At 69.8% G+C, this 22,217-nt stretch carries 15 protein-coding genes; 8 read left to right on the top strand and 7 right to left on the bottom strand.

The window, feature by feature from the left end; genetic code table 11:
• Window positions 1-444: 444 nt before the first annotated feature.
• The 4 genes from ACIRB1_RS15350 (at window position 445) to ACIRB1_RS15335 (ending at window position 8,315) form a co-directional block, all read left to right on the top strand.
• The gene (locus ACIRB1_RS15350; protein WP_403465865.1) at window positions 445-2,193 is read left to right on the top strand and encodes a diacylglycerol kinase family protein; all 1,749 of its coding nucleotides are present in this window, start codon (window positions 445-447) and stop codon (window positions 2,191-2,193) included.
• Window positions 2,194-3,147, top strand: a complete 954-nt coding sequence (locus ACIRB1_RS15345) for a YihY/virulence factor BrkB family protein (RefSeq protein WP_352181636.1) — start codon at window positions 2,194-2,196, stop codon at window positions 3,145-3,147. It begins immediately after the preceding gene.
• On the top strand, window positions 3,148-3,963 hold the full coding sequence (locus tag ACIRB1_RS15340) for a phosphatase PAP2 family protein (RefSeq protein WP_352181637.1): 816 nt from the start codon (window positions 3,148-3,150) through the stop codon (window positions 3,961-3,963).
• Window positions 3,964-4,142: 179 nt separating this feature from the next.
• Window positions 4,143-8,315, top strand: coding sequence for a beta-galactosidase (locus ACIRB1_RS15335; protein ID WP_403465864.1), 4,173 nt, complete (start codon window positions 4,143-4,145; stop codon window positions 8,313-8,315).
• A gap of 80 nt (window positions 8,316-8,395) precedes the next feature.
• On the opposite strand, the gene ACIRB1_RS15330 is transcribed toward ACIRB1_RS15335, so the two are convergent.
• Both ACIRB1_RS15330 and ACIRB1_RS15325 read right to left on the bottom strand, forming a co-directional pair.
• Entirely contained in the window at window positions 8,396-11,416 is a 3,021-nt protein-coding gene (locus ACIRB1_RS15330; protein ID WP_403465863.1) for a glycosyl hydrolase, read from the bottom strand.
• A gap of 373 nt (window positions 11,417-11,789) precedes the next feature.
• Window positions 11,790-12,707: an NADP-dependent oxidoreductase gene (locus ACIRB1_RS15325; RefSeq protein WP_403465862.1), complete on the bottom strand. Its 918-nt coding sequence runs from the start codon at window positions 12,705-12,707 to the stop codon at window positions 11,790-11,792.
• 466 nt (window positions 12,708-13,173) lie between these two features.
• Here ACIRB1_RS15325 and ACIRB1_RS15320 point away from each other — a divergent pair, with 466 nt between their 5' ends.
• Together ACIRB1_RS15320 and ACIRB1_RS15315 are read left to right on the top strand one after the other, a co-directional pair.
• Window positions 13,174-13,803: a DUF1345 domain-containing protein gene (locus tag ACIRB1_RS15320; protein ID WP_403465861.1), complete on the top strand. Its 630-nt coding sequence runs from the start codon at window positions 13,174-13,176 to the stop codon at window positions 13,801-13,803.
• Between the two features lie 135 nt (window positions 13,804-13,938).
• Window positions 13,939-14,421 (top strand): GreA/GreB family elongation factor, encoded by a 483-nt coding sequence (locus ACIRB1_RS15315; protein ID WP_403465860.1) that lies wholly within the window; start codon window positions 13,939-13,941, stop codon window positions 14,419-14,421.
• Between the two features lie 55 nt (window positions 14,422-14,476).
• Here the strand turns inward: ACIRB1_RS15315 and ACIRB1_RS15310 are convergent, their stop codons facing one another.
• Together ACIRB1_RS15310 and ACIRB1_RS15305 are read right to left on the bottom strand one after the other, a co-directional pair.
• Window positions 14,477-16,825, bottom strand: coding sequence for an alpha-L-fucosidase (locus ACIRB1_RS15310; protein ID WP_403465859.1), 2,349 nt, complete (start codon window positions 16,823-16,825; stop codon window positions 14,477-14,479).
• Window positions 16,826-16,995: 170 nt separating this feature from the next.
• Window positions 16,996-17,772: an alpha/beta fold hydrolase gene (locus ACIRB1_RS15305; protein ID WP_403465858.1), complete on the bottom strand. Its 777-nt coding sequence runs from the start codon at window positions 17,770-17,772 to the stop codon at window positions 16,996-16,998.
• A 111-nt stretch (window positions 17,773-17,883) separates the two neighbouring features.
• On the opposite strand from ACIRB1_RS15305, the gene ACIRB1_RS15300 reads away from it, so the two are divergent.
• Window positions 17,884-18,711: a helix-turn-helix domain-containing protein gene (locus tag ACIRB1_RS15300; protein WP_403465857.1), complete on the top strand. Its 828-nt coding sequence runs from the start codon at window positions 17,884-17,886 to the stop codon at window positions 18,709-18,711.
• 127 nt (window positions 18,712-18,838) lie between these two features.
• Here ACIRB1_RS15300 and ACIRB1_RS15295 read toward each other — a convergent pair whose 3' ends face one another.
• Together ACIRB1_RS15295 and ACIRB1_RS15290 are read right to left on the bottom strand one after the other, a co-directional pair.
• Entirely contained in the window at window positions 18,839-19,252 is a 414-nt protein-coding gene (locus ACIRB1_RS15295) for a VOC family protein (protein ID WP_403465856.1), read from the bottom strand.
• Window positions 19,249-19,833 carry a dihydrofolate reductase family protein gene (locus ACIRB1_RS15290; RefSeq protein ID WP_403465855.1) on the bottom strand — a complete coding sequence of 195 codons (585 nt, stop codon included), beginning with the start codon at window positions 19,831-19,833 and terminating at the stop codon, window positions 19,249-19,251. The genes ACIRB1_RS15295 and ACIRB1_RS15290 overlap by 4 nt, the downstream gene beginning before the upstream one ends.
• Window positions 19,834-20,400: 567 nt before the next feature.
• On the opposite strand from ACIRB1_RS15290, the gene ACIRB1_RS15285 reads away from it, so the two are divergent.
• Window positions 20,401-21,537 carry a Gfo/Idh/MocA family protein gene (locus ACIRB1_RS15285; protein WP_403465854.1) on the top strand — a complete coding sequence of 379 codons (1,137 nt, stop codon included), beginning with the start codon at window positions 20,401-20,403 and terminating at the stop codon, window positions 21,535-21,537.
• Between the two features lie 272 nt (window positions 21,538-21,809).
• On the opposite strand, the gene ACIRB1_RS15280 is transcribed toward ACIRB1_RS15285, so the two are convergent.
• Complete coding sequence (locus ACIRB1_RS15280) at window positions 21,810-21,998, bottom strand: hypothetical protein (RefSeq protein ID WP_403465853.1); 189 nt, start codon at window positions 21,996-21,998, stop codon at window positions 21,810-21,812.
• Window positions 21,999-22,217 lie beyond the last annotated feature (219 nt).

Genomic DNA, 22,217 nt, shown 5'->3' with positions numbered 1-22,217 from the left:
ACCTTCGGAGCGACCGGATCTCCCCGGAGACGCGCCGCGGGATCGCCGGGCATTCGGACCCGGCGATCCCGCGGCGCGCGCGGACTTCGTCCGTCAGCCGGTCGGGGACAACGAGGCAGGGATCGGCATCGCCGACCTGGAAGAGGCCCGCGACGGCCATCCCCCGACTCGCCGCCGCACCGGGGTCCTTCCTCCGCCGCGGGGCGCCCCGTGACCTCGGGGCCACCGATGCCCCTGCTGGACCAACTCCTGTCGGACCCCACCCCTGCCGTGGCCGTCGCACCACGCCCCAGCGGCACCTTCCGTGTCCGCCCGGGGCATGGGCTCATGGATTCCCACGTGAGGGGGTGTCTGCGCCTCGGGTTCGGGGGCAGACGGCGATGGTCGGGTGTGAAGGCCACCCGACCGTGGACCGCCGCGAGGCGCCGAACCGTGGGAGCCCCGATGTCGACCGCAGTGCCGGGAAGAGCAGCAGAAGCGACCGGGGAGGAGGCTGAGGCGGTCCGGTGGGGCCGCGCGCCTGTTCTGCCCCGGGGTACCGGCGGTGCCGCGGCGCGCATCGGCGCACTGACCGTCTGTCAGGCCGCGGTGATAGTGGGCTTCGGGCTCCTGATCACCGGCCCGGCCCGGAACGTGTGGCCGTTGACGGTGGAGGACCACGTCGACGAGGGGTTCGAGCGGATCCGTACGAGCACGCTGACCACCCTGTCGTACCTCGGCTCGGAGGCGGGCAACACCCTCACGATCATCGCCATCACCCTGTTGACCTGCGTGGCGCTGCTGCTCCTACCCCGGCTGCCGATGTGGCGTCAGGCGGTCTTCCTCGCTGTCGCCGTCTCGCTCCAGGCACTCGTGTTCCTGGTCGTCACGCTGTCGGTGGACCGGACCCGCCCGCATGTGCACCGACTCGACGCCTCCCCGCCCACGTCCAGTTACACCTCCGGCCACACCGGCGCGGCCACCGCGCTCTACGCCGGGCTCGCGGTGCTCGTGCTGTCCCGGGTCCGCAGGCCGTGGCGGTGGCCGCTGGCCGGGCTGCTGTTCCTCCTGCCGCTGATCGTCGGCGTCTCCCGCCTCTACCGGGGCATGCACCACCCCACGGACGTGATCGGCGGAATAGCCAACGGCGCCCTGTCCCTGCTGATCGTCGGCCGTGCCCTGCTCACCGACGCGTCCGTGGCCGCCGTTCCCGCGCAGCGGACCGCACCCGCCGACCCGGCCGCGCGGGCCGAGGAGCGGGCGCCCGGCAGCACCGTCGTGATCTTCAACCCCCTGGCGACCGACGCGGGGGACCGCGAGAAGCTGCGGCGGGTTCTGGAACAACACGGCCACCGCGCACCGCGGTTCATCGAGACCACCGCCGACGACCCCGGCACCGGCCAGGCGTCCGGCGCGGTCCGTGCCGGTGCGGAACTGGTCGTGGTCTGCGGTGGCGACGGAACCGTGCGGGCGGCGGCCGACGCCCTGGCCGGCAGTGGCGTACCCCTCGTCGTGGTGCCCTGCGGCACCGGCAACCTGCTGGCGCGCAACCTCGGCCTGCCGCTCACCCCCACCACCGCGCTCGACGCCGCCCTGTCCGGCACCCCGCACCGCATCGACCTCGGCCGCATCGAGGGCGACGGCCTCGCCCCCACGCACTTCGCCGCGATGTCCGGGGCCGGGCTCGACGCCGCGATGCTGGAACACACCGACGAGCGTGCCAAGTCCACCGTGGGCTGGCTCGCCTACGTACTCGCCACCGTCGGCACCCTGCGCACACCCCGGATGCGGCTGACGGTCCGGCTCGACGACGCGCCCGTCCTGCACCGCACGGCCCGCATGGTGCTCCTCGCCAACGTCGGCACCGTACAAGGCGGTCTGACGCTCCTCCCGGCGGCCCGGCCCGACGACGGGCTGCTCGATCTGCTGATCCTCGACCCGCGCGGCCCCGGCGGCTGGATACGGGCCCTGGGCGCCCTGATGCGCGGTCGCGGCCGGAACCCGCGGGCCACGACCGCGCAGACGCTTCTCCCGGAGGGCGCCGGCACGAAGGTCGTACCGGTGGAGTTCTTCACCTTCCGGCGGGCCGAACTCACCTTCGCCGTACCGCAGTCGCGTGAACTCGACGGGGACCCGGTGACCCACGGCCGACGTCTCACCGCCGAGGTCAGCGCCGGTGCGCTCACCGTGTTGCTGCCCACCCGGGAGAAGTGAATGGGCACCGCCACCAAGGTCCCCGAGACCCGCGACATGACCGGGGACGACCTCTCGGCCGACGAGGCCCTGGCGTCGCTGCGCCGCTACGGCCGCTGGCCGCTGCTGCGCGACTCCTTCGTGCGGTTCCGCTACGCCGACGGCTTCAGCCATTCCCGCGCGCTCGCCCTGCAAACGGTACTGGCGGTGATCCCGCTGGCCATCGCCTTCGTCGGGCTCTCCACGGCGCTGCACACGGAGAACATCGGGAGACTCGCCGAACTGACCATCCATCGGATCGCGCAGGGGCCCAGCGCCGACGTCGTCGACGACGCACTGGCCCGAAGCCGCCGCAGCGCGGGCGACGGCGACCAGATCGCCCTCTGGTTCGGCCTGGCCTTCTCGCTGGTCAACGTCACGACCGCGATGTGCCAGATCGAACGTGGCGCCAACCGGATCTACGGCAACGAACGCGACCGTCCCTTCCGCCAGAAGTACCTGCGCGGGCTCGTGATGTCCCTCAGCGCCGGCATTCCGCTCGGCATCGGGTTCGTCGTGATGGTGGCCGGCGGCGACCTGGCCGCCGCGGCGGCGACGGTGTACCACCTCGACGGCGATGCCAGGACGGCCTGCGAGATCCTGCGCTGGCCCTTCGGACTGGTGCTCGCCCTGATCTCGGCCAGCGCGATCTTCCGCCGTTCCCCCCGCCGCAGGCAGCCCGGCTACACCTGGCTGGCCTTCGGCGCCGCCGTCTACCTCGTCCTGTGGACGGCCCTGACCTGGCTGCTGAGCCTGTACCTGAACATCAGCGGGTCCTTCGACACGATCTACGGTCCGCTCAGCGCGTTCATGTCCCTGCTGCTCTGGGCCTACCTGACCTCCATCGCCCTCTTCCTGGGCCTGTCCTTCGCCGCGCAGCTGGAGGCCGCGCGGGCGCTGCGGCCCGGTCCGATCTCAGCCGACCCGGGAGTCTGAATGGTGGTCCGCGCCACGACCCAACGTCTCGCCGACCTCCGTCGCCGCCGGGCGGCCGACCGGAGATTCGGCATCCATCTCCTCGGTTCGGTCGCCGTCGCCGCCGTAGCCGCTGTCCCGTTCGGCCTGCTGCTCGTCCTGGTGGAGGGCCGTTGGCAGCCGCTGCGGAGTCTCGACGCGCGCGCGGCGCGGCAGTTGAACGAGACCGCCCTCGCGCATCCGGCCTGGACGGATGTCCTGCGTTTCCTGTCCGACCGGGTATGGGATCCGGTCACCCTGCGGGCGATCGTCGCGCTGCTGACCGTGTGGCTGCTGTACCGCCGGGCCTGGCGACTCGCCGCCTGGTCCGCCGTCACGGCCACGGCCGGCGGTCTGATCGGGCTGCTGGTCAAAACGCTGGTCGAGCGGGCCCGGCCGTCCCTGGAGGACCCGGTCGCGCACGCGCCGGGATTCTCCTTCCCCTCGGGACACGCGATGACCGCGACCACCTCGTTCGCCATACTGCTGTTGGTGCTGCTGCCGCTGGTGCCGCGCGCTCTGCGGGCGCTGTGCTGGGTCATCGCGGTGGTGTCCGTGATCGGCGTCGGCTTCACCCGGATCGCACTCGGTGTCCACTGGTTCAGCGATGTCGTGGGCGGCTGGCTCCTGGGCCTCGCGGTCGTGGCCCTCACCACCTGGGCCTTCGAGGCGTGGCGCACCGACGCGGGCCGTCGGCCCGCCGGGTTGAGCGAGGGCCTGGAGCCCGAACTCACCGGCGCCCACCCCGAACCCGCGCCCTCCGTCCGGAAACCTCACGGCGGCTCCGTACACGACTGACGACCGAGTCCGCGAGATCGCTCGGCGTCAGGAAAGGTGGCCGGTTCCGGACGTGAGCCCGGGGACCGGCCTTTCGACTGTGTCCTTCCGACCCATTGTGGTTGGCCCGGCGCCCCTTTACTGTTCGGGTTTGCCTGAGTCTGTTTGATGCTGTTCGCCCAGTCGGTCTGGAGGCCGCAGTGCGGGGTAGTCGGATTGGTTCAGAGGGAGCGAGACCCGGTCGCCGACGGTGGTGGAGGGCGGTCCTCGCGACGGCCGCGACCATCGCCCTGGCGGCGGGCACCATCGCGCCGGCCGTGGCCGCGCAGGACGTCGGCGAGCAGGGGCCGGCCGCTCCCGCCGCCGCTCCGCAGGCGCACACGGTGAGTCTCGACGGCTACTCATTCCTCGTGGACGGCAAACGCACCTATCTGTGGTCCGGCGAGTTCCACTACTTCCGGCTCCCGAGCCAGGACCTGTGGCGCGACATCTTCCAGAAGATGAAGGCCGCCGGCTTCAACTCGACGTCCCTCTACTTCGATTGGGGTTACCACTCGCCCAAGCCGGGTGTGTACGACTTCACCGGGGTGCGGGACGTCGACAAGCTCCTCGACATGGCCCAGGAGGCCGGCCTCTACGTCATCGCCCGCCCGGCGCCGTACATCAACGCGGAGGTCGACAGCGGCGGCCTGCCCGGCTGGCTGACCACCAAGGCCGAGGACAACCGCAGCGACGACCCGCGTTTCCTGAAGTACGCCGACGAATGGCTGACCCAGATCGACCGGATCATCGCCCGCCACCAACTGACCAATGGCACCGGGTCGGTGATCGCCTATCAGGTCGAGAACGAGTACTACGACGGCTCGGCCGCCGGGCGCTCCTACATGCAGCACCTGGAGGACAAGGCCCGGGCCGACGGCATCACGGTTCCGCTGACCGGAAACAACAACGGCACCTTCAACTCCGGTACCGGCGCCCTGGACGTCGACGGCCCGGACTCCTACCCCCAGGGCTTCGACTGCTCCAATCCCTCGAAGTGGAACGGCGTCCCGGACATCAGCTACGACCACCCGGCCGGAAAACCGCTGTACTCACCGGAGTTCCAGGGCGGCGCCTTCGACCCCTGGGGCGGACCGGGCTACGACAAGTGCGCCCAGCTCATCAACGACCGGTTCGCCAACGTCTTCTACAAGCAGAACATCGCCGTCGGCGCGACCGCCCAGAGCTTCTACATGACCTACGGCGGCACCAACTGGGGCTGGCTCGGCATGCCCGAGAACTACACGTCGTACGACTACGGCGCCGCGATCCGCGAGACGCGCCAGCTCGATCCCAAGTACGACGAGGACAAACTCATCGGCTACTTCACGCAGTCGGTCGCCCCGCTGACCAAGACCGAGGCGATCAGGGCCACCCCGCCCGACGACTCCGCGGTCGTCGACACCGCCCGGATGAACCCCGACACCAAGACGCAGTTCCACGTCCTGCGCCACGGCAACTCCACGTCCACGGCCGTCGACAGGACGCACATCTCCCTGGACTTCAACGCCCAGCCGTCCAACGACACCACCTACACCTGGGACGACCCCGACTCCGCGCTCCAGTACGCCGGTTCGTGGTCGCACGTGGCCGACACGAGCTACACGGGCGGCGACTACAAACACACCGAGTCGTTCTCGAACAAGGCCGGTGACTCGCTCACCGTCCCCTTCGACGGCACCGCGATCCGCTGGATCGGCTCGAAGACCGACAACCATGGCTACGCCGACGTCTACCTGGACGGCACCAAGACCGCCACGGTCGACGACTCCGGCGGCGAGAGCCAGGCCGTGGTCTTCCAGAAGACCGGTCTGACACCCGGCGCGCACACACTGAAGATCGTCGTCAACGGGAACCACAGCTCGGCATCCACGGACAACTACGTTGCCGTCGACGCCATCGACGTGCCGACCGCCGCCACCGCCGAGCCGACCTATCCGGTCGTGCCGCAGCAGCCCGGCACCGCGATCACCCTCGACGGCCGCGACTCCCATGTGATCGTGGCCAACTACCGCCTCGGCGAAGCACAGTTGCAGTACTCGACCTCCGAGATCATGACCGACGCGACCATCGGGAACCGGGACATCGCCGTGCTCTACGGCGACCAGGGCAGCGACGGCGAGACCGTCCTGCGCTACGCCACCGAGCCCACCGTTTCCGCCGACGGCGGTACGGTCAGCACGAGTTGGGACCCGGCCACCGGAGACCTGCGGCTCAACTACACGCACCAGGGCCTGATCCGCGTCAGAGTCAGCGGCGCCGGACAGCGCCCCCTCCTCCTGCTCGTCGGCGACAAGGCCACGGCGAAGACCTTCTGGCGTCAGGACACGGCGAGCGGCCCCGTGCTCGTGCGCGGCACCCACCTGCTGCGGACGGCGGCCAGCCCGCACGGCGGTCGCACCGTGGCGCTCACCGGCGACAACGCCGACGACAAGAACATCGAGGTCTTCACCTCCGCCGCCCAAGTCACCTGGAACGGGCGGACATTGGGCACCCGCACCACCGACACGGGGAGCCTCACCGGAAAGATCCCGGTGGCCGCCCCCGTCCACCTCCCGGCGCTCACCAACTGGAAGCACGCCGAGGAATCCCCCGAAGCAGCCCCCGGCTTCGACGACACCAGCTGGCAGGTGGCCGACAAGGCGACCACCAACAGCGTCTCCGGCGTCAACTCGCTGCCGGTGCTCTACGCGGACGACTACGGCTTCCACACCGGCAACACGTGGTACCGAGGCCGCTTCCGCACCACCGGCAAGGAGACCGGCGTCCACCTGGTCTCGGACTCCGGCGGCGGCGCCCAGGCGTTCTCCGCCTGGCTGAACGGCACCTTCCTGGGCAGCTCCACCACAGGCAGCGGTGACTTCACCTTCCCTGCGGGTTCCGTGAAGTCCACGGGCGACAACGTCATCTCCGTACTCACCGTCAACATGGGCCACGAGGAGGACTACAACTCCTCCAACGGCAACAAGACCGCGCGCGGCCTGACCAGCGCCTCCCTCGTCGGTGCGCCGCTGACGTCCGTCACCTGGCGCCTCCAGGGCGTGCGGGGCGGCGAGGACCTCCAGGACACGGTCCGCGGCCCGCTCTCCACGGGCGGCCTCTACGGCGAACGGGCCGGCTGGTCCCTGCCGGGCTACCCGGACGGCGACTGGAACCGCGTCTCCCTCCCGACGGCCGACACGACACCCGGAGTCTCCTGGTACCGCACCGACGCCACGCTGGACCTGCCGCACGGCCAGGACACCTCGCTCGGGCTGACGTTCACCGACGACCCGGCACGCAAGTACCGCGCCACGATCTTCGTGAACGGCTGGCAGGTCGGCAACTACGTCAACTACCTCGGCCCGCAGCACACGTTCCCGGTCCCCAACGGCATCCTGAACCCGAACGGCCACAACAGCATCGCCATCGCCGTCTGGAACCTCGACGGCAGCACCGGCGGTCTCGGCAAGGTCTCCCTCACCGACTACGGCAGCTACGCCTCGTCCCTGCGCGTCGCGCAGAACGACAGTCCCGGCTACGACGCCCGGACCTACGCGATGCCGAAGCGCCCGGGAGCGGACGTCACCCTGGACGTCCCGGACAACGCCCGGCCGGGACAGGCCTTCACCGCCCGGACGACGGTCCGCGTGCCGAAGGACCGGCCGTCGGCCTCCGCACTGACGGCGTCGCTCTCGGCACCCGACGGCTGGAGCGTCAGCGCCCCGAGTCCCACGGCGGTCAAGATCCTGCGACCCGGCGCATCGGCCACCTTCACCTGGAAGGTGCAGCCGCCGGGCGGCACCCTCCCGTCCGCCTCGGCACTCACCACCACGGTGCGCTACCGGCAGAGCGGACGGCAGTCCTCCGGCGGCGACGAGCGCATCGTCGGGGGGATACCGCCCGCCCCGCCGAGCGGGAAGAGCGACGTGAGCGCCCTGCCGTTTCTGTCGTCCACCAACGGATGGGGGCCGGTGGAGCGGGACACCAGCGTCGGCGAACAGGCGGCCGGTGACGGGCGTCCGATCACCATCGCGGGCGTCGGCTACGCCAAGGGGCTGGGCACCAACTCGGTCAGCGACGTCCAGCTCTATCTCGCCGGCCAGTGCTCGCGGTTGACGGCGGACGTCGGCGTCGACGACGAGACGGGCGGCGCGGGCACGGTGACGTTCTCCGTGATCGCGGACGGCAAGACCCTGGTCACCACCCCGACGATCCACGGCAAACAAGCCGCAGTGCCGATCGACGTCGACGTGAGCGGCGCCCAGGTGGTCGACCTCAGGGTCGGCGACGCGGGCGACGGCAACGGCAACGACCACGGCGACTGGGCGACACCGACGCTGACGTGTGACTGACCGGGCGCCGACCGGCGTGTGCCGTGTCCGGGTCGAGGGTGGTCGTACGGGGACAGGAATCCCCGTACGACCGCCTGGGATCAGGCCACCTTCCGCTGCACGTACGGCGTGAGCCGGACCGGTCCGACCAGGCCGTAGGACTGTCTCGCGGAGGTCCCGAACACCGCGGGGTTGCTGATCCGCAGCCGGTTGAACAACGGGGTGGCCACCTCGACCTCGATGGTGTTGGTGCCGCGGCGGAGCCGGCCGCCGAGGTCCACCACCGGGTTGAGCCGGTCGACGGGGTCGAGCAGCGTTCCGTTGACGGAGACCCGGCACGTGTCGCTGACGCTGCCCAGGTAGAGCAGGGCCCCCGTGCCAGAGGTCCAGGTGTCCGGCAGGGTGACCGTTGTCCGGTAGCGGCCGACGCCGCCCACGTCGGCCAGTTCGGGGATCTGCGACCACGGCAGCAGGGCGTCGAGGACAAGGCTGTGCCTGACGATCGTGGTGGTGGTCGCGGTGCCGCCGGGCTGCCAGTCGTCGACCGAGAGCGTCCACCGGTCGAGGGGGACGGCCGCCGGCACCTCGGGGATCTCGGTGGTGACCTTGCGGCCCGTCGACAGGGTGGTGGTGCGGACACCGGCCGTGAAGGCTCGTACGGCCAGCGAGCCGTCCGCGAAGAGCGCGGTGTCCGCGTCGGTCGCGACCGCGTGCGGACGGCTCCCGCAGCGGTCCCCGAACAGTCCCGGGGCGCCCAGCGCGACGACGAGGGTCTCGCCCGGCTGGAGCGTCACCCGGAAGGTGAACGCGTCGCCGTCCTGGGTGTACCGGGCGAGCCGGGTGACCTGTCCGCTCCAGGGGTCCAGCAGGTACGGGACCGCGCCGGTCCCCTTGCGGCGGGTCGCGCGCAGCGTGACGTCGTGGTCGATGAGGGCGACGGCGGGTTTGACCGTCTCGGCGTGCTTGCCGTTGCACAGGTAGTAGAAGTCGGCGTCGTCGGTGATCCGGTGGGCGTTCAGCAGGGTCGACGGCACGGAGTAGACGGCATCCGAGGTCACGCCGAGTTCCGCGAACGCCGCACCGACGAGGGTCTTGTCGGTGAGCTGACGCACGTTCGGCAGAGCGAGCAACTGGGCGGTCAGTGAACGCAGTTCGGCCTGCTCCCCGGCGTCGGGGAGACCGGGGGTGAGTGGCTGGTCGAAGGCGCCGAGGAGCACGGTGGGCAGGCCCGCACGCGCGAACTTCAGGAGTCTGCGGGCGTCGGCGACGGCGAGCGTGGGGTTGGAGCCGTAGAAGAAGTCGCCTTCGAGGAACAGGGCCTTGTAGGCGGGCCCGTCGGGTGCGAGGCGCCCGCCGGAGACCTTGGCGGTGGGCAGGTCGAGCAGGGGGCCGCTCAGGAACTGGTGGGTCCAGCCGAGCGGGACGCCCGTCGAGGTCAGCCAGGAGGCCCCGATGCCGGTGGCCGTGTAGCCGGTCTGCCGGAAGACGGCGATGTCCGCGCGGGCGGTGCCCGACTGGAGGACCTCGTGGACGCGGCCCAGGTAGGCGGCGATGTCGGGCACATGGCGCCAGGTCGGCTGCCTCGGCCCCCACGACTCGCCGTATCCCGGGGCCCCGCTGTACGGGCTGAACGCGGCGAAGCCGGGCCAGCTGACACCCGGTGCGGTGGCGTAGGAGAAGCCGTGGATCACGGTCTGGTTGACGCCCGCCGCGTACGCGCCGCCCATGGTGCGCAGGAACTTGTCCCAGGTGGTGTTGTAGGCGCCGCCCGCGTACGCGCCCGCCTCGCAGGACAGGATGCGGTGGCCGGCCATGTCACGTCCGCCCGCCAGGCAGCGGTAGTCGTCGAGGTTCTTGAAGCCGAGCGACTCGCCCTCGGGTACGTCGAGGACGGCCGCCGACGCGATGGCGTCGGTCTGGAGACCGTACGGCTGGGAACGCATCCTCATGCCGTGTCCGTGCGCCCAGGACGTGAGCGCCCCGAGGTGGTGCTGGTTGAACAGACCGGAGACGGTCTCCCAGAAGTCGTGCCGGATCTCCTGGGTGAGCCGTGCCTCGAAAGCGAAGATCTGGTTGCCCTTGTCGAGGACGACGGCCGGCAGATACGGCAGCAGGTCGCGACCGGTGTGCTCGCGGAAGGCCGCGGGCAGACCGGGCGTCCACTGCAACCCCTTGGTCTCCAGCTCGACGGAGTCCTCGAAGAAGGTGCCGCCCGCCGATCTCAGGAGTTGGCGGAGCGTGGAGTCCAGGATCGCGGAGTCCCAGTAGCGGGTGACGGCCGCGGTCCCCGCCGCGCTGAAGTGGTCGACGACATACGCGGCGGGGGAGGAGTGCGGCCCTGCCTCGGGCTGCTGGCCCGAACCCCGTTGCCAGTACGACAGGATCACCCAGGTCGCCGAGTCGGGCGGCGTCCAGCTCAGACTGCCGTCCGACACCTGGCCGGTGAGGTCGGTGACGCTCTCGGCGTCCAGTCCGGTCGCCTTGCCGCTGGAGTAGGCGGTGTTGACGCGGGCGGCCTGCACGGCGACGAGCTTCTGCTGTGTGACACCCGAGGCGGCCGCGTAGACGGAGGCCGGCACGGGACCGTCGTAGGCCGCGCCGCCGGTCAACGTGGCCTTGCCGTAGGCGAGTTCCTTCACCGCGGCGTCGTCGTCGGGAGTCACTCCGGGCACGGCGACGGGCCAACTCGGGCCGAGGGTGAGGTCGATGGTCAGTCCGCGCCGGGCGGCCTGGCGCAGCGCGGCCTTCACTCCGTCGCGCCAGGCCGGGCTGCCCCACCCGTGGCGGGCGGTGTCCAGCACGGAGGTGTCGGTGATGCTGTGGTGCACTGCCGCGATCTCGGCGCCGCCGAACCCCGCGTCGGCCATCTGGTCGATCTCCCGCGCGATCTCCACCGGGTCCACCAGCCCGTCCGGCCACCACCAACGGAACCTGGGTCGGACCGACTTGGCCGGTCTGGCGAACCAACTGGCCGTTGGCGCGGCCGCGGTGGAGCGAGCCGTACCGGAGGAAGCGGCGGCGCTCGCCGTCGGACCGAGTGTGGCGAGGACGCCCGTCGTCAGAGCGGCCGCCATGACGGACCGGCGGGTCGCACCGCCACGCTGCGGGTGGGTTTCGTGCATGGTTCAGCCCCAACTTGTCACGGGTGAGCAGGTGTTGAATCGTTTCATTCACTACGAGTGCGGGAACCGTAATTCGCCCTCTGAAGTGAGGTCAAGAGGAATGACAACGATTCAGGGCAGTGACAGGGATGTCGGGTCGAACCAGGGCCGTCTGGAGGGTGTGCGTCGGGGGCGGGGTCCGTCGGGTGGGGCGGGGGGCTTGGCACCGGGGCTTGGTCCGCACACCGCGGTGCCGGCTCCGCTGTCCCGCGACCCAGGCGAGGACGCCACGCCTGGGTCACCCCCCCCGTGCTGGGACCTGCGCGGCGACGAAGGAGCGTGCGGCAGCCGTTCCGCTTCCCTGACGCCATGTGGCCGGGAGCGAGTTGGTCCCTCACGGGTGAACGCGGATGATCGTCTTCCCTTTGCGTCGTTCGGTCGGGTTGAGGGCGGCGACGGCGTCGTCGAGGGTTGAGACGTTGTCGATGTTGGTCCGCAGTCGTCCGTCCCGCACCCGCCGCACGATCTCGCCCAGTTCGGCACGGTCGGTCTCGACGACGAAGTCCACCGCCAGGCCGGCGACGGGCTGCGCCTCGACCGGGCCGACGACGGACACCAGTGTTCCTCCGGTCTTGATCAGGGCTGCGGACCGTTTCTGAATGTCGCCACCGATCACATCGAAGACGAGATCGACGCTGCCGACGTCTTCCAGCGCGTCGTTCTCGAGGTCGACGAACTCGTGCGCGCCGAAGTCGAGTGCCTTCTGACGGTCGGCGGCACGCCCGGTGCCGATGACATAGGCGCCGGCCTCGCGTGCGAGCTGGGTCACCATCGTTCCGACTGCCCCGGCCGCGCCATGGGCGAGCACGGTCTGGCCGGCCTCAAGGCGGCCGTGCTGGAACAGCCCCTGCCACGCTGTCAGACCTGAGATGGGCAGCGACGCGGCTGCCGTGAAGTCGACGTCGCCGGGCAGCGGTGCGAGGTTGCGTGCCTCGATCGCGACGTACTCCGCCAGGGTGCCGTCGCGATGCCAGTCGGCGAGGCCGAACACGCGCTGCCCGACCGACAGCCCCGTGGTGCCGTAGCCGAGGGCGGTGACCACTCCGGCCAGTTCGTGGCCCGGGATCGCCGGCGTCCTGTCGCGGCCGGCGCGATCAATCCAGGTCGAGGGCCACTCCATCTCGGTCGGGACGAATCCCGACGCGTGAATCCGAACGACGACATCGTTGATGGCCGGTTGCGGCTCGGGTCGCTCGACCAGCGTCATCCCGGCTGTTCCAGCGGCCTGGTCTGTCACCACGATCGCTTTCATGGGACTCGTTTCCTCGATCGTTTTGTCTCTTCGGTGGAGGTTCCGCAGGGGCGGAAAGCCGGATTGGCATCACCTCTGCGGGGTGGACAGGCGTGGCCGGCGCTCTGGGAGGCGTCGGTCGGACTGCTGTCCGCCCGTCTTCATGTCTCCGACCCTAGGAGTGGAGTAGCCCAGGGGTGTGGTCCATTTCCAGGGCAGATCCTTGGGCCACTCCGGGATTCGGCCTGCCTGTCGATCCGAGCACGGAGCGGGGAGTGAAGGGCACCGAGGGCCCCGCCCGTTCCGTGGGCGAGTGAACCTCCTCGGCCGTTCCGGGTCTTTGAAGGAACGAGGCGATGCCGGAGCGACAGGTGGGGTACGTACCCCGTGTTCCTGCCGGGCCGACGCTCACCCGCAGGGCCGACGTCGACTCGGTGACGTCGGACGGCTCGGGGTCGAGGCGACAACGGGATTGTGGTGGTAGTGCATGAGGACCTGGTTGCCTTTGGACGCCGTGCCACGTCTTGCCGGGGCCTTGGTCCTCGGAGCGGTGGTCGGCGCGGCCGTCGGACCGCCGACCGACGCGGCACTGGGTGTGCTGGCCGGAATCGCCGCGATGGAACTGTTCTTCGTGGTGTCGGGCTGGGCGGTGCTGTGGCCGATGGATGCCGCGGCCACTCACCGCAATGCGCGCCGCGAGGACTTCCGGCCCGTCACCGAGGAAGTGGTGGTGGTCCTGGTGGCTCTGTGCGGACTGGTCGCCATCGTGCTGCTTCTCCTGCGCGGCGGCAAGTCCGACATCGGCCACGCCGCGACCGCCCTGTGCGGGGTCTTCACGGCCTGGGCCGCACTGCACCTGATGTACGCCACCCGATATGCCTACGTGTACTACGAGTCCGAGGGCGGCATCGACTTCAATTCGGACGATCCGCCGGCGTACCGGGATTTCTTCTACTTCAGCTACAACCTCGGAATGACGTATCAGGTGTCCGACACGGATGTCTCCAGTTCCACGATCCGGTCGATCGTGCTGCGGCACTCGCTGATGTCCTACGTCTTCGGCACGAGCATTCTCGCCACGGCCATCAACCTCGTGGTGGGAATCGTGAGTGGTTGACGGCTGACCGGTATCCGGCCAGGCACCGGCTGGCCGTCCGTCGTCGGCGACGCCCATCCGCCGCCACGACATTGTTGATATGGTACGAAATGTTTGTTTTCTGCTTCCGCTCTCCTGTGTCCCCGAGGAGCAGGCATGTCAAGCGAACCAGCGCCGATCAGCGATGCTGCCCGTCACGCTCTCCAGCAGGAGCTTGACGACCTCCACACTGAACGCAGGACGGTCGCGGCGACACTTCAGGACTCTGACTCGGTGGTCGGCGACCGAGCCGACGAAGCCGATGAGTTGCAACGTGGCGACGATCTCAGGCGCCTCGACGACCGTATTTCGGAGATCACCACGCGGCTGCGTGAGGCGGATGTGGCGGGCCCGCCTTCCACGAGCCTTGTCGGTGTGGGCAGTACGGTCACCGTGCGGTACTCCGGTGGCTCGGTGGAGACCGTCCACATCGGTGAGACAGCCGCGGCGGGTGACCAGGCGCTGGTCACGGCCGACAGCCCCCTCGGCAGCGCCCTCCTTGGCCGCGGTCCCGGGGACACGGTCAGCTACGACGCCCCCGAGGGGCAGGCGGCAGCGGTGGTGGTGTCCGTGGGGGAGCCGCCCGACCGCAGCGGTTGAGGGTGCGCTCCCTTTCGTCACGAACACCGGCCGCGCTCAGGGACTCCGTCGGGACTCAGACGCGCCAGTGCACTTTGAACACCCACGCGTGCTGCCCCGCCTTGCGTGCGGCTTCGGGGACGTCGATCACCAGTGCCCCGTTGCTGAGGGTCCAGGTCAGGGGGCGGCCGTGGCCGAGCATCGTCACCTTGTCGCCGCCGCGGATGGGGATCGGCGCTTCGACGGTGAGTCTGGCGCTCGGCCTGGCCAGGGAGTGGATGTAGAAGGCCTCGTCCGGGCGGACGGTGAAGCGCAGGTCATCGCCCAGTTCGGCCATCCGGGACCAGTACGTGGTGCCGTAGATCGCCTCTCCGTTGGTGCGCAGCCAGTTGCCCGTCTCGCGGAGCCGTGTCTGCATGATCTCGGGGATCGTGCCGTCGGCCCGGGGGCCGATGTCGAGAAGGAAGTTGCCGTTCTTCGACACGATGTCGACGAGGTTGCGCACGACTTCCTCGGCGGTCATGTAGCCGTCGTCGGGGGTCGCCCGGTTGTAGCCGTAGCTGAACGGGTCCAGGCCGCGGCTGGACTCCCACTTGGCGACGACGGTGTTGTCGTACGTCGTGTACTCGGGCGTGGTGAAGTCGTGGAAGGCGATCCCCGAACGGTCGTTGACGGTCACGTCGATCGGGCGGCGGCGGTTCTTGGCGTGGTTGAAGTACTCCGCCAGCACATGGAGGCTGTCGTTGGCGCCGCCGATGTCGCACCAGATGAGTTCGGGGTCGTAGCCGTGGATCAGTTCCAGCATCTGCGCGGCCTGATACTCCGTCACATAGTCCTTGCCCGCGGTGTATCCGGTGTACGGCACCGGCTGAAGGGTGTACGGATTGCGAGGGGCGTGGCCCATCCACGGGCTGTCCGGGTTGAACCACTCCGGCATCGAGAAGTAGAGCCCGCGGTGGAGTTCGGGTGTGTGGCGGCGTGACGCGTCGAAGAGTTCTCTGACCAGGTCCCTTCTGGGGCCCATCTTCACGGCGTTGCGGTCGGAGACCTTGGTGTCCCACAGCGCGAAGCCCTCGTGGTGTTTCGAGGTGAGCACGTGGTACTGGGCGCCCGCGTCCCGGAACAGTTCCACCCAGGCCCGCGGATCGAACTTCTCGGCGGTGAAACGCGGGATGAAGTCGTCGTACGCGAACTCCTCGCCGTAGGTGGCCCGGTGGTAGGCGTATGTCGGGTTGTTCGGGTCCTGCAGCTGATCCCAGTACCACTCGGCGTACTGCTTGCCGACCGGCGCCCAGGCGGGCACCGAGTAGACGCCCCAGTGGATGAAGATGCCGAACTTGGCCTCCTGGAACCAGTACGGAGCCTGATGGCCCGTCAGGGAGGTTTCCGTGGGCTGGTAGTCCGCGACGCCGAGGGTCAACCGGCTTGTCCGCGAGGTGACTTGGGTGCCGCGGCCGGCGACGGTCACCGAGCCGTCCTGGGCGGTGCCCGGCGCGGTGCCCGCACGGTTGCGGATGCCCATCCGGATACGGGCCTGCTCGCCGGGGTCCAGACGGCGGACCCGGGCGGCCTCGACGGTGCGCGCCCCAGGAACCTCGACGTGTACCGTCACGTCGTCCGAGGCCAGGACGGCGACCGTCCCCGCGTTGATGACGGTGGCTTCGATGCTCTGGGCGCCGGACGCCTCCAGGAGTGAGTTCGTCGACCGGGCCTCGCGCAGGGCCAACGCGCGTCCCTGGGCGGCGGGTTGCAGGGACAGCGCGAACACATGGAGCGAGGCCTTGCCGGCCTGCGCCGGGTTGGTCACCGGAAGGGTGATCGCCACGGCGTCGCGCTGCGGATCGAGCCACAGCTCGGATATGCCGATCCCTACGCTGTGTTCGTCCTTGCTGCCGTCCGGGCCGTAGCGGTAGGGCGCTGACAGGGATCCGCCCGTGGCGTACCAGTCGGAGCCGCCGAGGGTGGCGGTCGTGGTCGAGCCGTCCGTGTAGTGGACCGTGGCTCGGCCGGCGGCGTTGCCGTAGCTGCCCGCGGTGAGAAAGAGGGCCGAGAGGTAGCGGCCTGCCGGAAGTTCGACGCGTTGTCCGAGGGCGACGACGTTGTTCTTCGCGCCGGTGTCCGAAGACGGGAAGACGAAGGGCGTCCCGTCGACCTCGACACGGCCGGCGGGAAGTTCCTCGCCAGGAAAGGTGTAGCCCGAGCCGTCGAAGTCACCGCCGCGCGCGGAGGTGGTGTCGATGCCGTCGTTGTCGTAGAGGGAGTCGAGGGGGACAGGGACCGGGTCGGGGACGGCGGCCCACGGCCCGGTGTGTTCGGTGAGGGGTTCGGCGGCGTGCGCGGCGGTGGCCGAGGAGAGGGGAAGGGCTGCTGCTACGGCGACTCCGGCGGTGGTGCCCAGGACCTGACGTCTCGGATACGTACCCATGAGCGGCTCCAATTCATCGGATGTCTGATGATTGAGGGGAGGTGGAACCGCTGTCAATGGTGCGAGCGGAGACGGGAGTTGAGGAAATACATAGGATGACAGGGAGGGGGTTGGGCAGGGGCGTTCGGCTGGTGACGCGGAGGAGAGCTGTCGCCAGGCCGCGCGGATGGTCAGGCCGCTGGTGCGAAGGCCGTGATGGCGTCGACGAGGTCGGCCGGAGCTTCCAGCGGGATCAGGTGACCGGTGGTCGGAATCACCGTGAACTCTGCCTGGGACAGGTAGGGCAGAAGGTTGGCGCGGAGCACCTCGGCCGGCTCGACCTGGTCGTTCTCCCCGGCGACGACGAGGGCGGGAACGCTGACCATGCCGGTGCGCCGGGTGATGTCCTCCGCGATGCCGTGCAACGGCCACTCGGTGCGGGCGGCGTCGGCCCCGGCTCGCGAATCGACGGCGACGCGTGCCTTGATCGACGAGGGCAGTCGGGTCGCGGTGAGGATGTGGTCCCGTGCCCCGGCCACGGAGTCGTCGGAGTCGTAGGCGTGGGACAGGGCTTCCTGGAACTCGGGGGTGACCTGTGCCGAGGGTTTCGCCGCTCCGGAGCCGACGAGGACGATGCCGCGCAGGCCGGCGGGTCGGGTCGCCGCGACCAGTTGGGCGACTTTGCCCCCCATCGAATGCCCGACGAGGACGTGGTCGGTGACGCCCGCCTCGGCGAGTACGGAGAGCGTGTCGTCGGCGAGCTGCCCCAGCGTGTAGGGGCCGGGCAGCCCCTTGGAGCGGCCCCATCCGCGGAAGTCGACGGTCAGCACGTCACGGCCCGGGAGACGGTCGACCACGAGGTCCCAGGTGCGGGCCGAACCACCCCAGTAGTGCAGGAACACCAGGGTCGGACCGGTCCCCGGCCGATGGTCGTAAGTGGGCAGCGGCTTCGGTTGCGTCGTGTTCATCGTGGTTCTCCCGGCGACTGTTCTGGGCGATTTGCCTGTGCGTTCATTGAAGCTCGCTCACCCAGGCAGGACATCGGCGTGACTGGTCGGCCGATGGTGGAAACTGGACAGGTGACCGTGATCCGGCAGATGACCTACCAGCCCGCGGAGCGCCGTGCCGCCACGGTCGAGACGATGACGTTCGACCGCCTTCGCGAACTGAACGACGGCGGAACACAGCGCGCCGACTTCCATGTCCTCGCCGTCGTCGACGCCGGGCACGGCTCCCTCACGGTGGACTTTCTCCGCCACCCGCTAAAGGAACGCTCCGCGGTGTGGATCCCTCCCGGCGCGGTGCACCAGTGGGACGACATCACCGGTGTGACGGGACACCTCGTGCTGTTCGTACCGACCGCCCCGGTCACCCACGCCACCCGGGACCTCGTTGCGTCCCCGGACCTGGCCGCGCACTGGAGCATTCCCGACGCCGACTGGCCGTACGTCGACGCCGCACGCAACCATCTCCTCATCGAGGCGTCCGCCCCCGCCGGGGACCTCTCGACGGAGCTGCCGGACATCCTGCTGTCGGCACTCGTCGCCCGGCTTCGGCCACCTCACGCCGAAGCACGGTTCTCACATCCGGTGTTTCGGCTGTTCCGGACCAGCGTCGAAGCGCACTTCCGGGAACATCACGACGTCGGCTACTACGCCCGCGCTCTGGGATACGCGCCCCGCACCCTCTCACGAGCGGTGCAGCAGGTCACCGGCCGTACGGCGAAGGGATACATCGTCGACCGGATCGTCCTGGAGGCCGAACGGCTCCTCGTCCACGACCGCGTCACCGCGAGCCGCTGCGCCGACCTGCTCGGCTTTCCCGACGCGTCCAACTTCTCGGTGTTCTTCCGGAAGGCGACAGGGATGCCCCCGGGCGCGTGGCAGGCGATGCGTGCCGTCACATGAGCAGCGGCACCCGTGAGGGCACTCGGCCGCCATCCTCAAGTCCTGTGAGTGGGGCGGGGGATGAGACTGGGAGGTGCGCCGCCGCAGCGCTGAGGAGAGTGTCGTCACTCCACTCGCCGTGACCGCCTCAGGAGAAGTCTGCCGCGGTGATGCCGTCGGGATGTCCGGACGGCCACTCCACCAGCTCGATCCGGTAGCCGTCCGGGTCCGTGAGCCACGATGTCTTCGGGCCGTGAGGACCGCCCGGGTACTGGAGGGGCCCCGGCTCCAGACCGGCTTCGACCAGTGCCTTGAGGGTAACGGTCAGCGTGTCCACCTGGATCGCCAGGTGGTCGAATCCGCTGCCCACGTCGACGCGTCCGTCGGCGGGACGGTGGACCAGTTCGAGCGAGGCCGCCGGCTCGCCGGGGAAGGCGAGGATCACGAGGTGAGCCCCGTCGCCGACCTCGACTCTGCCCAGTTCGGCGTAGCCCAGGGCGGTGTAGAAACCGAGCGACCGCTCCAGGTCGGTGACGCGGTAGGAGACGAAGAGCGTCTTCACGCCGCCTCCCCGGGCCGGCGTACCTGGTAGCGGAGGTGGGTGACGTCTCGGTCGTCGAGCCGTCGGACGAGGTCGAGCTCGATGTGATCACCACCGATATGGTCGAACAGCCGTCGGCCCTCCCCGAGGAGGACCTGCACCAGGTGGATCTCCATCTCGTCCAACTGCCCCGCCCGGAGCAGCGCTTGGGCCGCCCCCGCCCCATGGACCATGACCGGCCGGTCCCCCGCGGCGGCGCGGGCCTGACGGGCGCATTCCACGACGTCGGTGACGAAACGCGCGTGGCCGGGTGGCACGTCCCCGTCATCCACCTGGTGGGTCAGAACGAGCACCGGAACGCCGTCGTGATGGTCGCCCTGCCAGCGCCCGGCGAGTTCGAAGGTCCGTCGGCCGGAGATCACCGCGCCGGTCGCCAGCGCTTCGCGGTAGACCTGTCCGCTCGGTCCGTCGGACTCCCGGTCGTCCAGCCAGTCGAAAAGCCGTCCGCCGTCGCGTCCGAGCTCCTGACCTGGCCGGTCGTCCGGCCCGGCGATATAGCCGTCGAGCGACATCGACATGTACAGCCGAATCGGATTTCTCATCCTGGCCTCCATCTCTCCTCCGTAGCAATGTGTTCCGGCGATTCCCGATGCACCGATTCCCGATCCGGCGACGGGGCGGCCTCGTCACAAGGAAGACTTCAGGCAACCCGCAGACTCATCGGTCCGACGCGCCGGTCCTGCTGCCGGGTGGTGCGGGGCGGGGGAGTTGAGGTCAGGATCGGTGGACGGGAATTGAGGCAGTTGGGGCTGCCGGGCAATCGGGTCCTTCGACGAGGACCGCTTGGGTGACCCTTGATCGCAGCCGGACAGTCGCAACGGTCCAGCCGGTCGGCCTCGGGGCCCGCAGGTCGCGGCACGGGCACTTCCGCAGGAGCCTCATCACCGGCGGCGGACGCGCTGAGATCCAGGAGGGACGGCCCGACGGCCGCGGTTGATCCCCCGAACAGGCAGACGCCCTCCCCCCATGGGCCGGTGGTGAGGTCAGGATCGTGCTCTCCGTCGACGCCTTCGGACACGCCCGCACAGCCGAACCGGGCGCACACTTGTTCCTCAGTGCTCCTCAAGGCATCCCGGCCGTGAAGGCACAGGCCGACAGGAGGCAGGCAGATGGCCACGAAGGATCGACCGGCGAAGTTCGCGATCGTGGGCACCGGCTGGAGATCGGAGTTCTTCCTGCGGGTCGCCGCCGAGTTGCCCGGGCGGTTCGCCGTCACCGGTGTCCATTCGCGGTCGGCCGCGAGGCGTGAGGAACTGGCGCACCGGTTCGGAACCCTGGCAGTGGACTCCGTCGAAGAGGCGGCCAAGCATGGCGAGCCCGACTTCGTGATCGTTGCGGTGCCCTGGCCAGCCGCGCCGGAGATCACGCAGCAGATCGTCGAACTCGGTGTCGCCGTCCTTGAGGAGACCCCACCCGCTCCGGACCTCCCCGCGATGCGAGCGCTGTGGTCCCGGGTGGGCGCACGGGACCTGGTGCAGGTGGCCGAACACAACATGTTCATGCCCGCGCACCGAGCCCGGCTGCGCATGGTCAAGGAAGGACTGGTCGGCGAGCCCACCAGTGTGCAGGTGACCTCGAACCACCTCTACCACGCGGTATCGATCATGCGAGGACTGCTCGATGTGGGCCGCGGGCCCACGACGGTGATCGCCAACTCCGTCAGCACGTCCCTTGTCGATCCCATCGCCTTCGGGGGCGCCTTCTCGGACAACCCTGATCCCGTCCCGCGTACGGCGACACTCGCGATCCTCGACTTCGGGGGCGGCCGCACAGGCCTGTACGACTTCACCGAGAACCAGTGGTGGAACCCGCTGAGGCACCGGAGGCTCACCGTGCGGGGAACGGGAGGCGAGATCGTCGACGATCGGATCGTCTTCCTCGAAGACCCGCGCACAGTCGTCGAGTCCGCCGTGACGCGCCGTCAGACCGGTGTGGACATGAACCTGGAGGGGTTCTTCCTGGACAGCATCTCGGTCAACGGACGTGCCGTGTACCGAAATCCGTACCGCCCCGCTCGTCTGTCCGACGAGGACATCGCAGCCGCGACCATCGTCGAGCGGATGTCCATGTGGGTTCGTGGCGAGGGTCCGCCTCCGTACCCCTTGGCGGACGGTCTCCAGGACCACCTGCTGGGCCTGGCGATCGAGGAGTCGGCGCGGCTCGGTCACCCCGTGGTCACGGCCACGGAACCGTGGGCCGACGCCATCGGCCCTGACTTCGAGGCGGGAGTGCCGGGAGAATCGTGACGTCGTTCGAGCAGGCGGGCATGTCCTATCGCCGGCACGAACTCACGCCTGGGATGCCCTGTCGGACCGGGTTCCGCGCGGCCCTTGCGGGCAGGCCGACCCGCAGGCGAACACTTCGACGTCAAGGACGTGCACCCCGGAGTTGCCTCGTGCGATCCCCGCGGATACCGCCCCGGAGTCGTGCAGCAGACTCTTGCCGCACCAGCAGCACGCCCACCCGTCGTACTGCGCTCTGCTCAACCGCTCGACCGGGGGCGGCTCGGGGGCTTGCGTCATGGCCGGTCCGCGACGGGAACCAGGTTGTACGCCTCGCGGCAGGAGTTGCAGGCGAAGTGCGCCGCGCCCTCCGCGTCCTGCACGAGACGGGCCGTAGCGCTGTACGCCTGGTGCCAGGCGCACCAGCCGATGCCAATGACCGGCGGGACGGTCGGCCGGCTGCCTGGTCCCGTGGGGTGTTGCATGCCGAGGGCTCCTTCGTCGCGCGTTCTGACGGAACTTCGCGCGGAAGGCCGCACACGGATGCAGCCGGACACCAGATTTTTCCCGGCGATACGGCTGTAGTCGGCGTCGCGGGGGCGGGGGGCGGGGTGCGGGTCGAGGGGGGCCGGGGGCAACCCCGCCCCCCCCCCACCCAACCCGCGCCCCTACCGTCACGCCCCCCCCCCACCCCCGCCCCCCGC

Origin of the sequence: Streptomyces sp. NPDC096013, assembly GCF_044763565.1 — a bacterium.
Taxonomy (GTDB): Bacteria; Actinomycetota; Actinomycetes; order Streptomycetales; family Streptomycetaceae; genus Streptomyces.
This window is presented reverse-complemented; position numbering and strand designations above follow the sequence as displayed.

Coding starts and splice junctions, on each gene's coding strand:
- ACIRB1_RS15350 (WP_403465865.1), top strand. CDS start 445: ATGTCGACCGCAGTGCCGGGAAGAGCAGCAGAAGCGACCGGGGAGGAG.
- ACIRB1_RS15345 (WP_352181636.1), top strand. CDS start 2,194: ATGGGCACCGCCACCAAGGTCCCCGAGACCCGCGACATGACCGGGGAC.
- ACIRB1_RS15340 (WP_352181637.1), top strand. CDS start 3,148: ATGGTGGTCCGCGCCACGACCCAACGTCTCGCCGACCTCCGTCGCCGC.
- ACIRB1_RS15330 (WP_403465863.1), bottom strand. CDS start 11,416: ATGCACGAAACCCACCCGCAGCGTGGCGGTGCGACCCGCCGGTCCGTC.
- ACIRB1_RS15325 (WP_403465862.1), bottom strand. CDS start 12,707: ATGAAAGCGATCGTGGTGACAGACCAGGCCGCTGGAACAGCCGGGATG.
- ACIRB1_RS15320 (WP_403465861.1), top strand. CDS start 13,174: ATGAGGACCTGGTTGCCTTTGGACGCCGTGCCACGTCTTGCCGGGGCC.
- ACIRB1_RS15315 (WP_403465860.1), top strand. CDS start 13,939: ATGTCAAGCGAACCAGCGCCGATCAGCGATGCTGCCCGTCACGCTCTC.
- ACIRB1_RS15310 (WP_403465859.1), bottom strand. CDS start 16,825: ATGGGTACGTATCCGAGACGTCAGGTCCTGGGCACCACCGCCGGAGTC.
- ACIRB1_RS15305 (WP_403465858.1), bottom strand. CDS start 17,772: ATGAACACGACGCAACCGAAGCCGCTGCCCACTTACGACCATCGGCCG.
- ACIRB1_RS15290 (WP_403465855.1), bottom strand. CDS start 19,833: ATGAGAAATCCGATTCGGCTGTACATGTCGATGTCGCTCGACGGCTAT.
- ACIRB1_RS15285 (WP_403465854.1), top strand. CDS start 20,401: ATGGCCACGAAGGATCGACCGGCGAAGTTCGCGATCGTGGGCACCGGC.
- ACIRB1_RS15280 (WP_403465853.1), bottom strand. CDS start 21,998: ATGCAACACCCCACGGGACCAGGCAGCCGGCCGACCGTCCCGCCGGTC.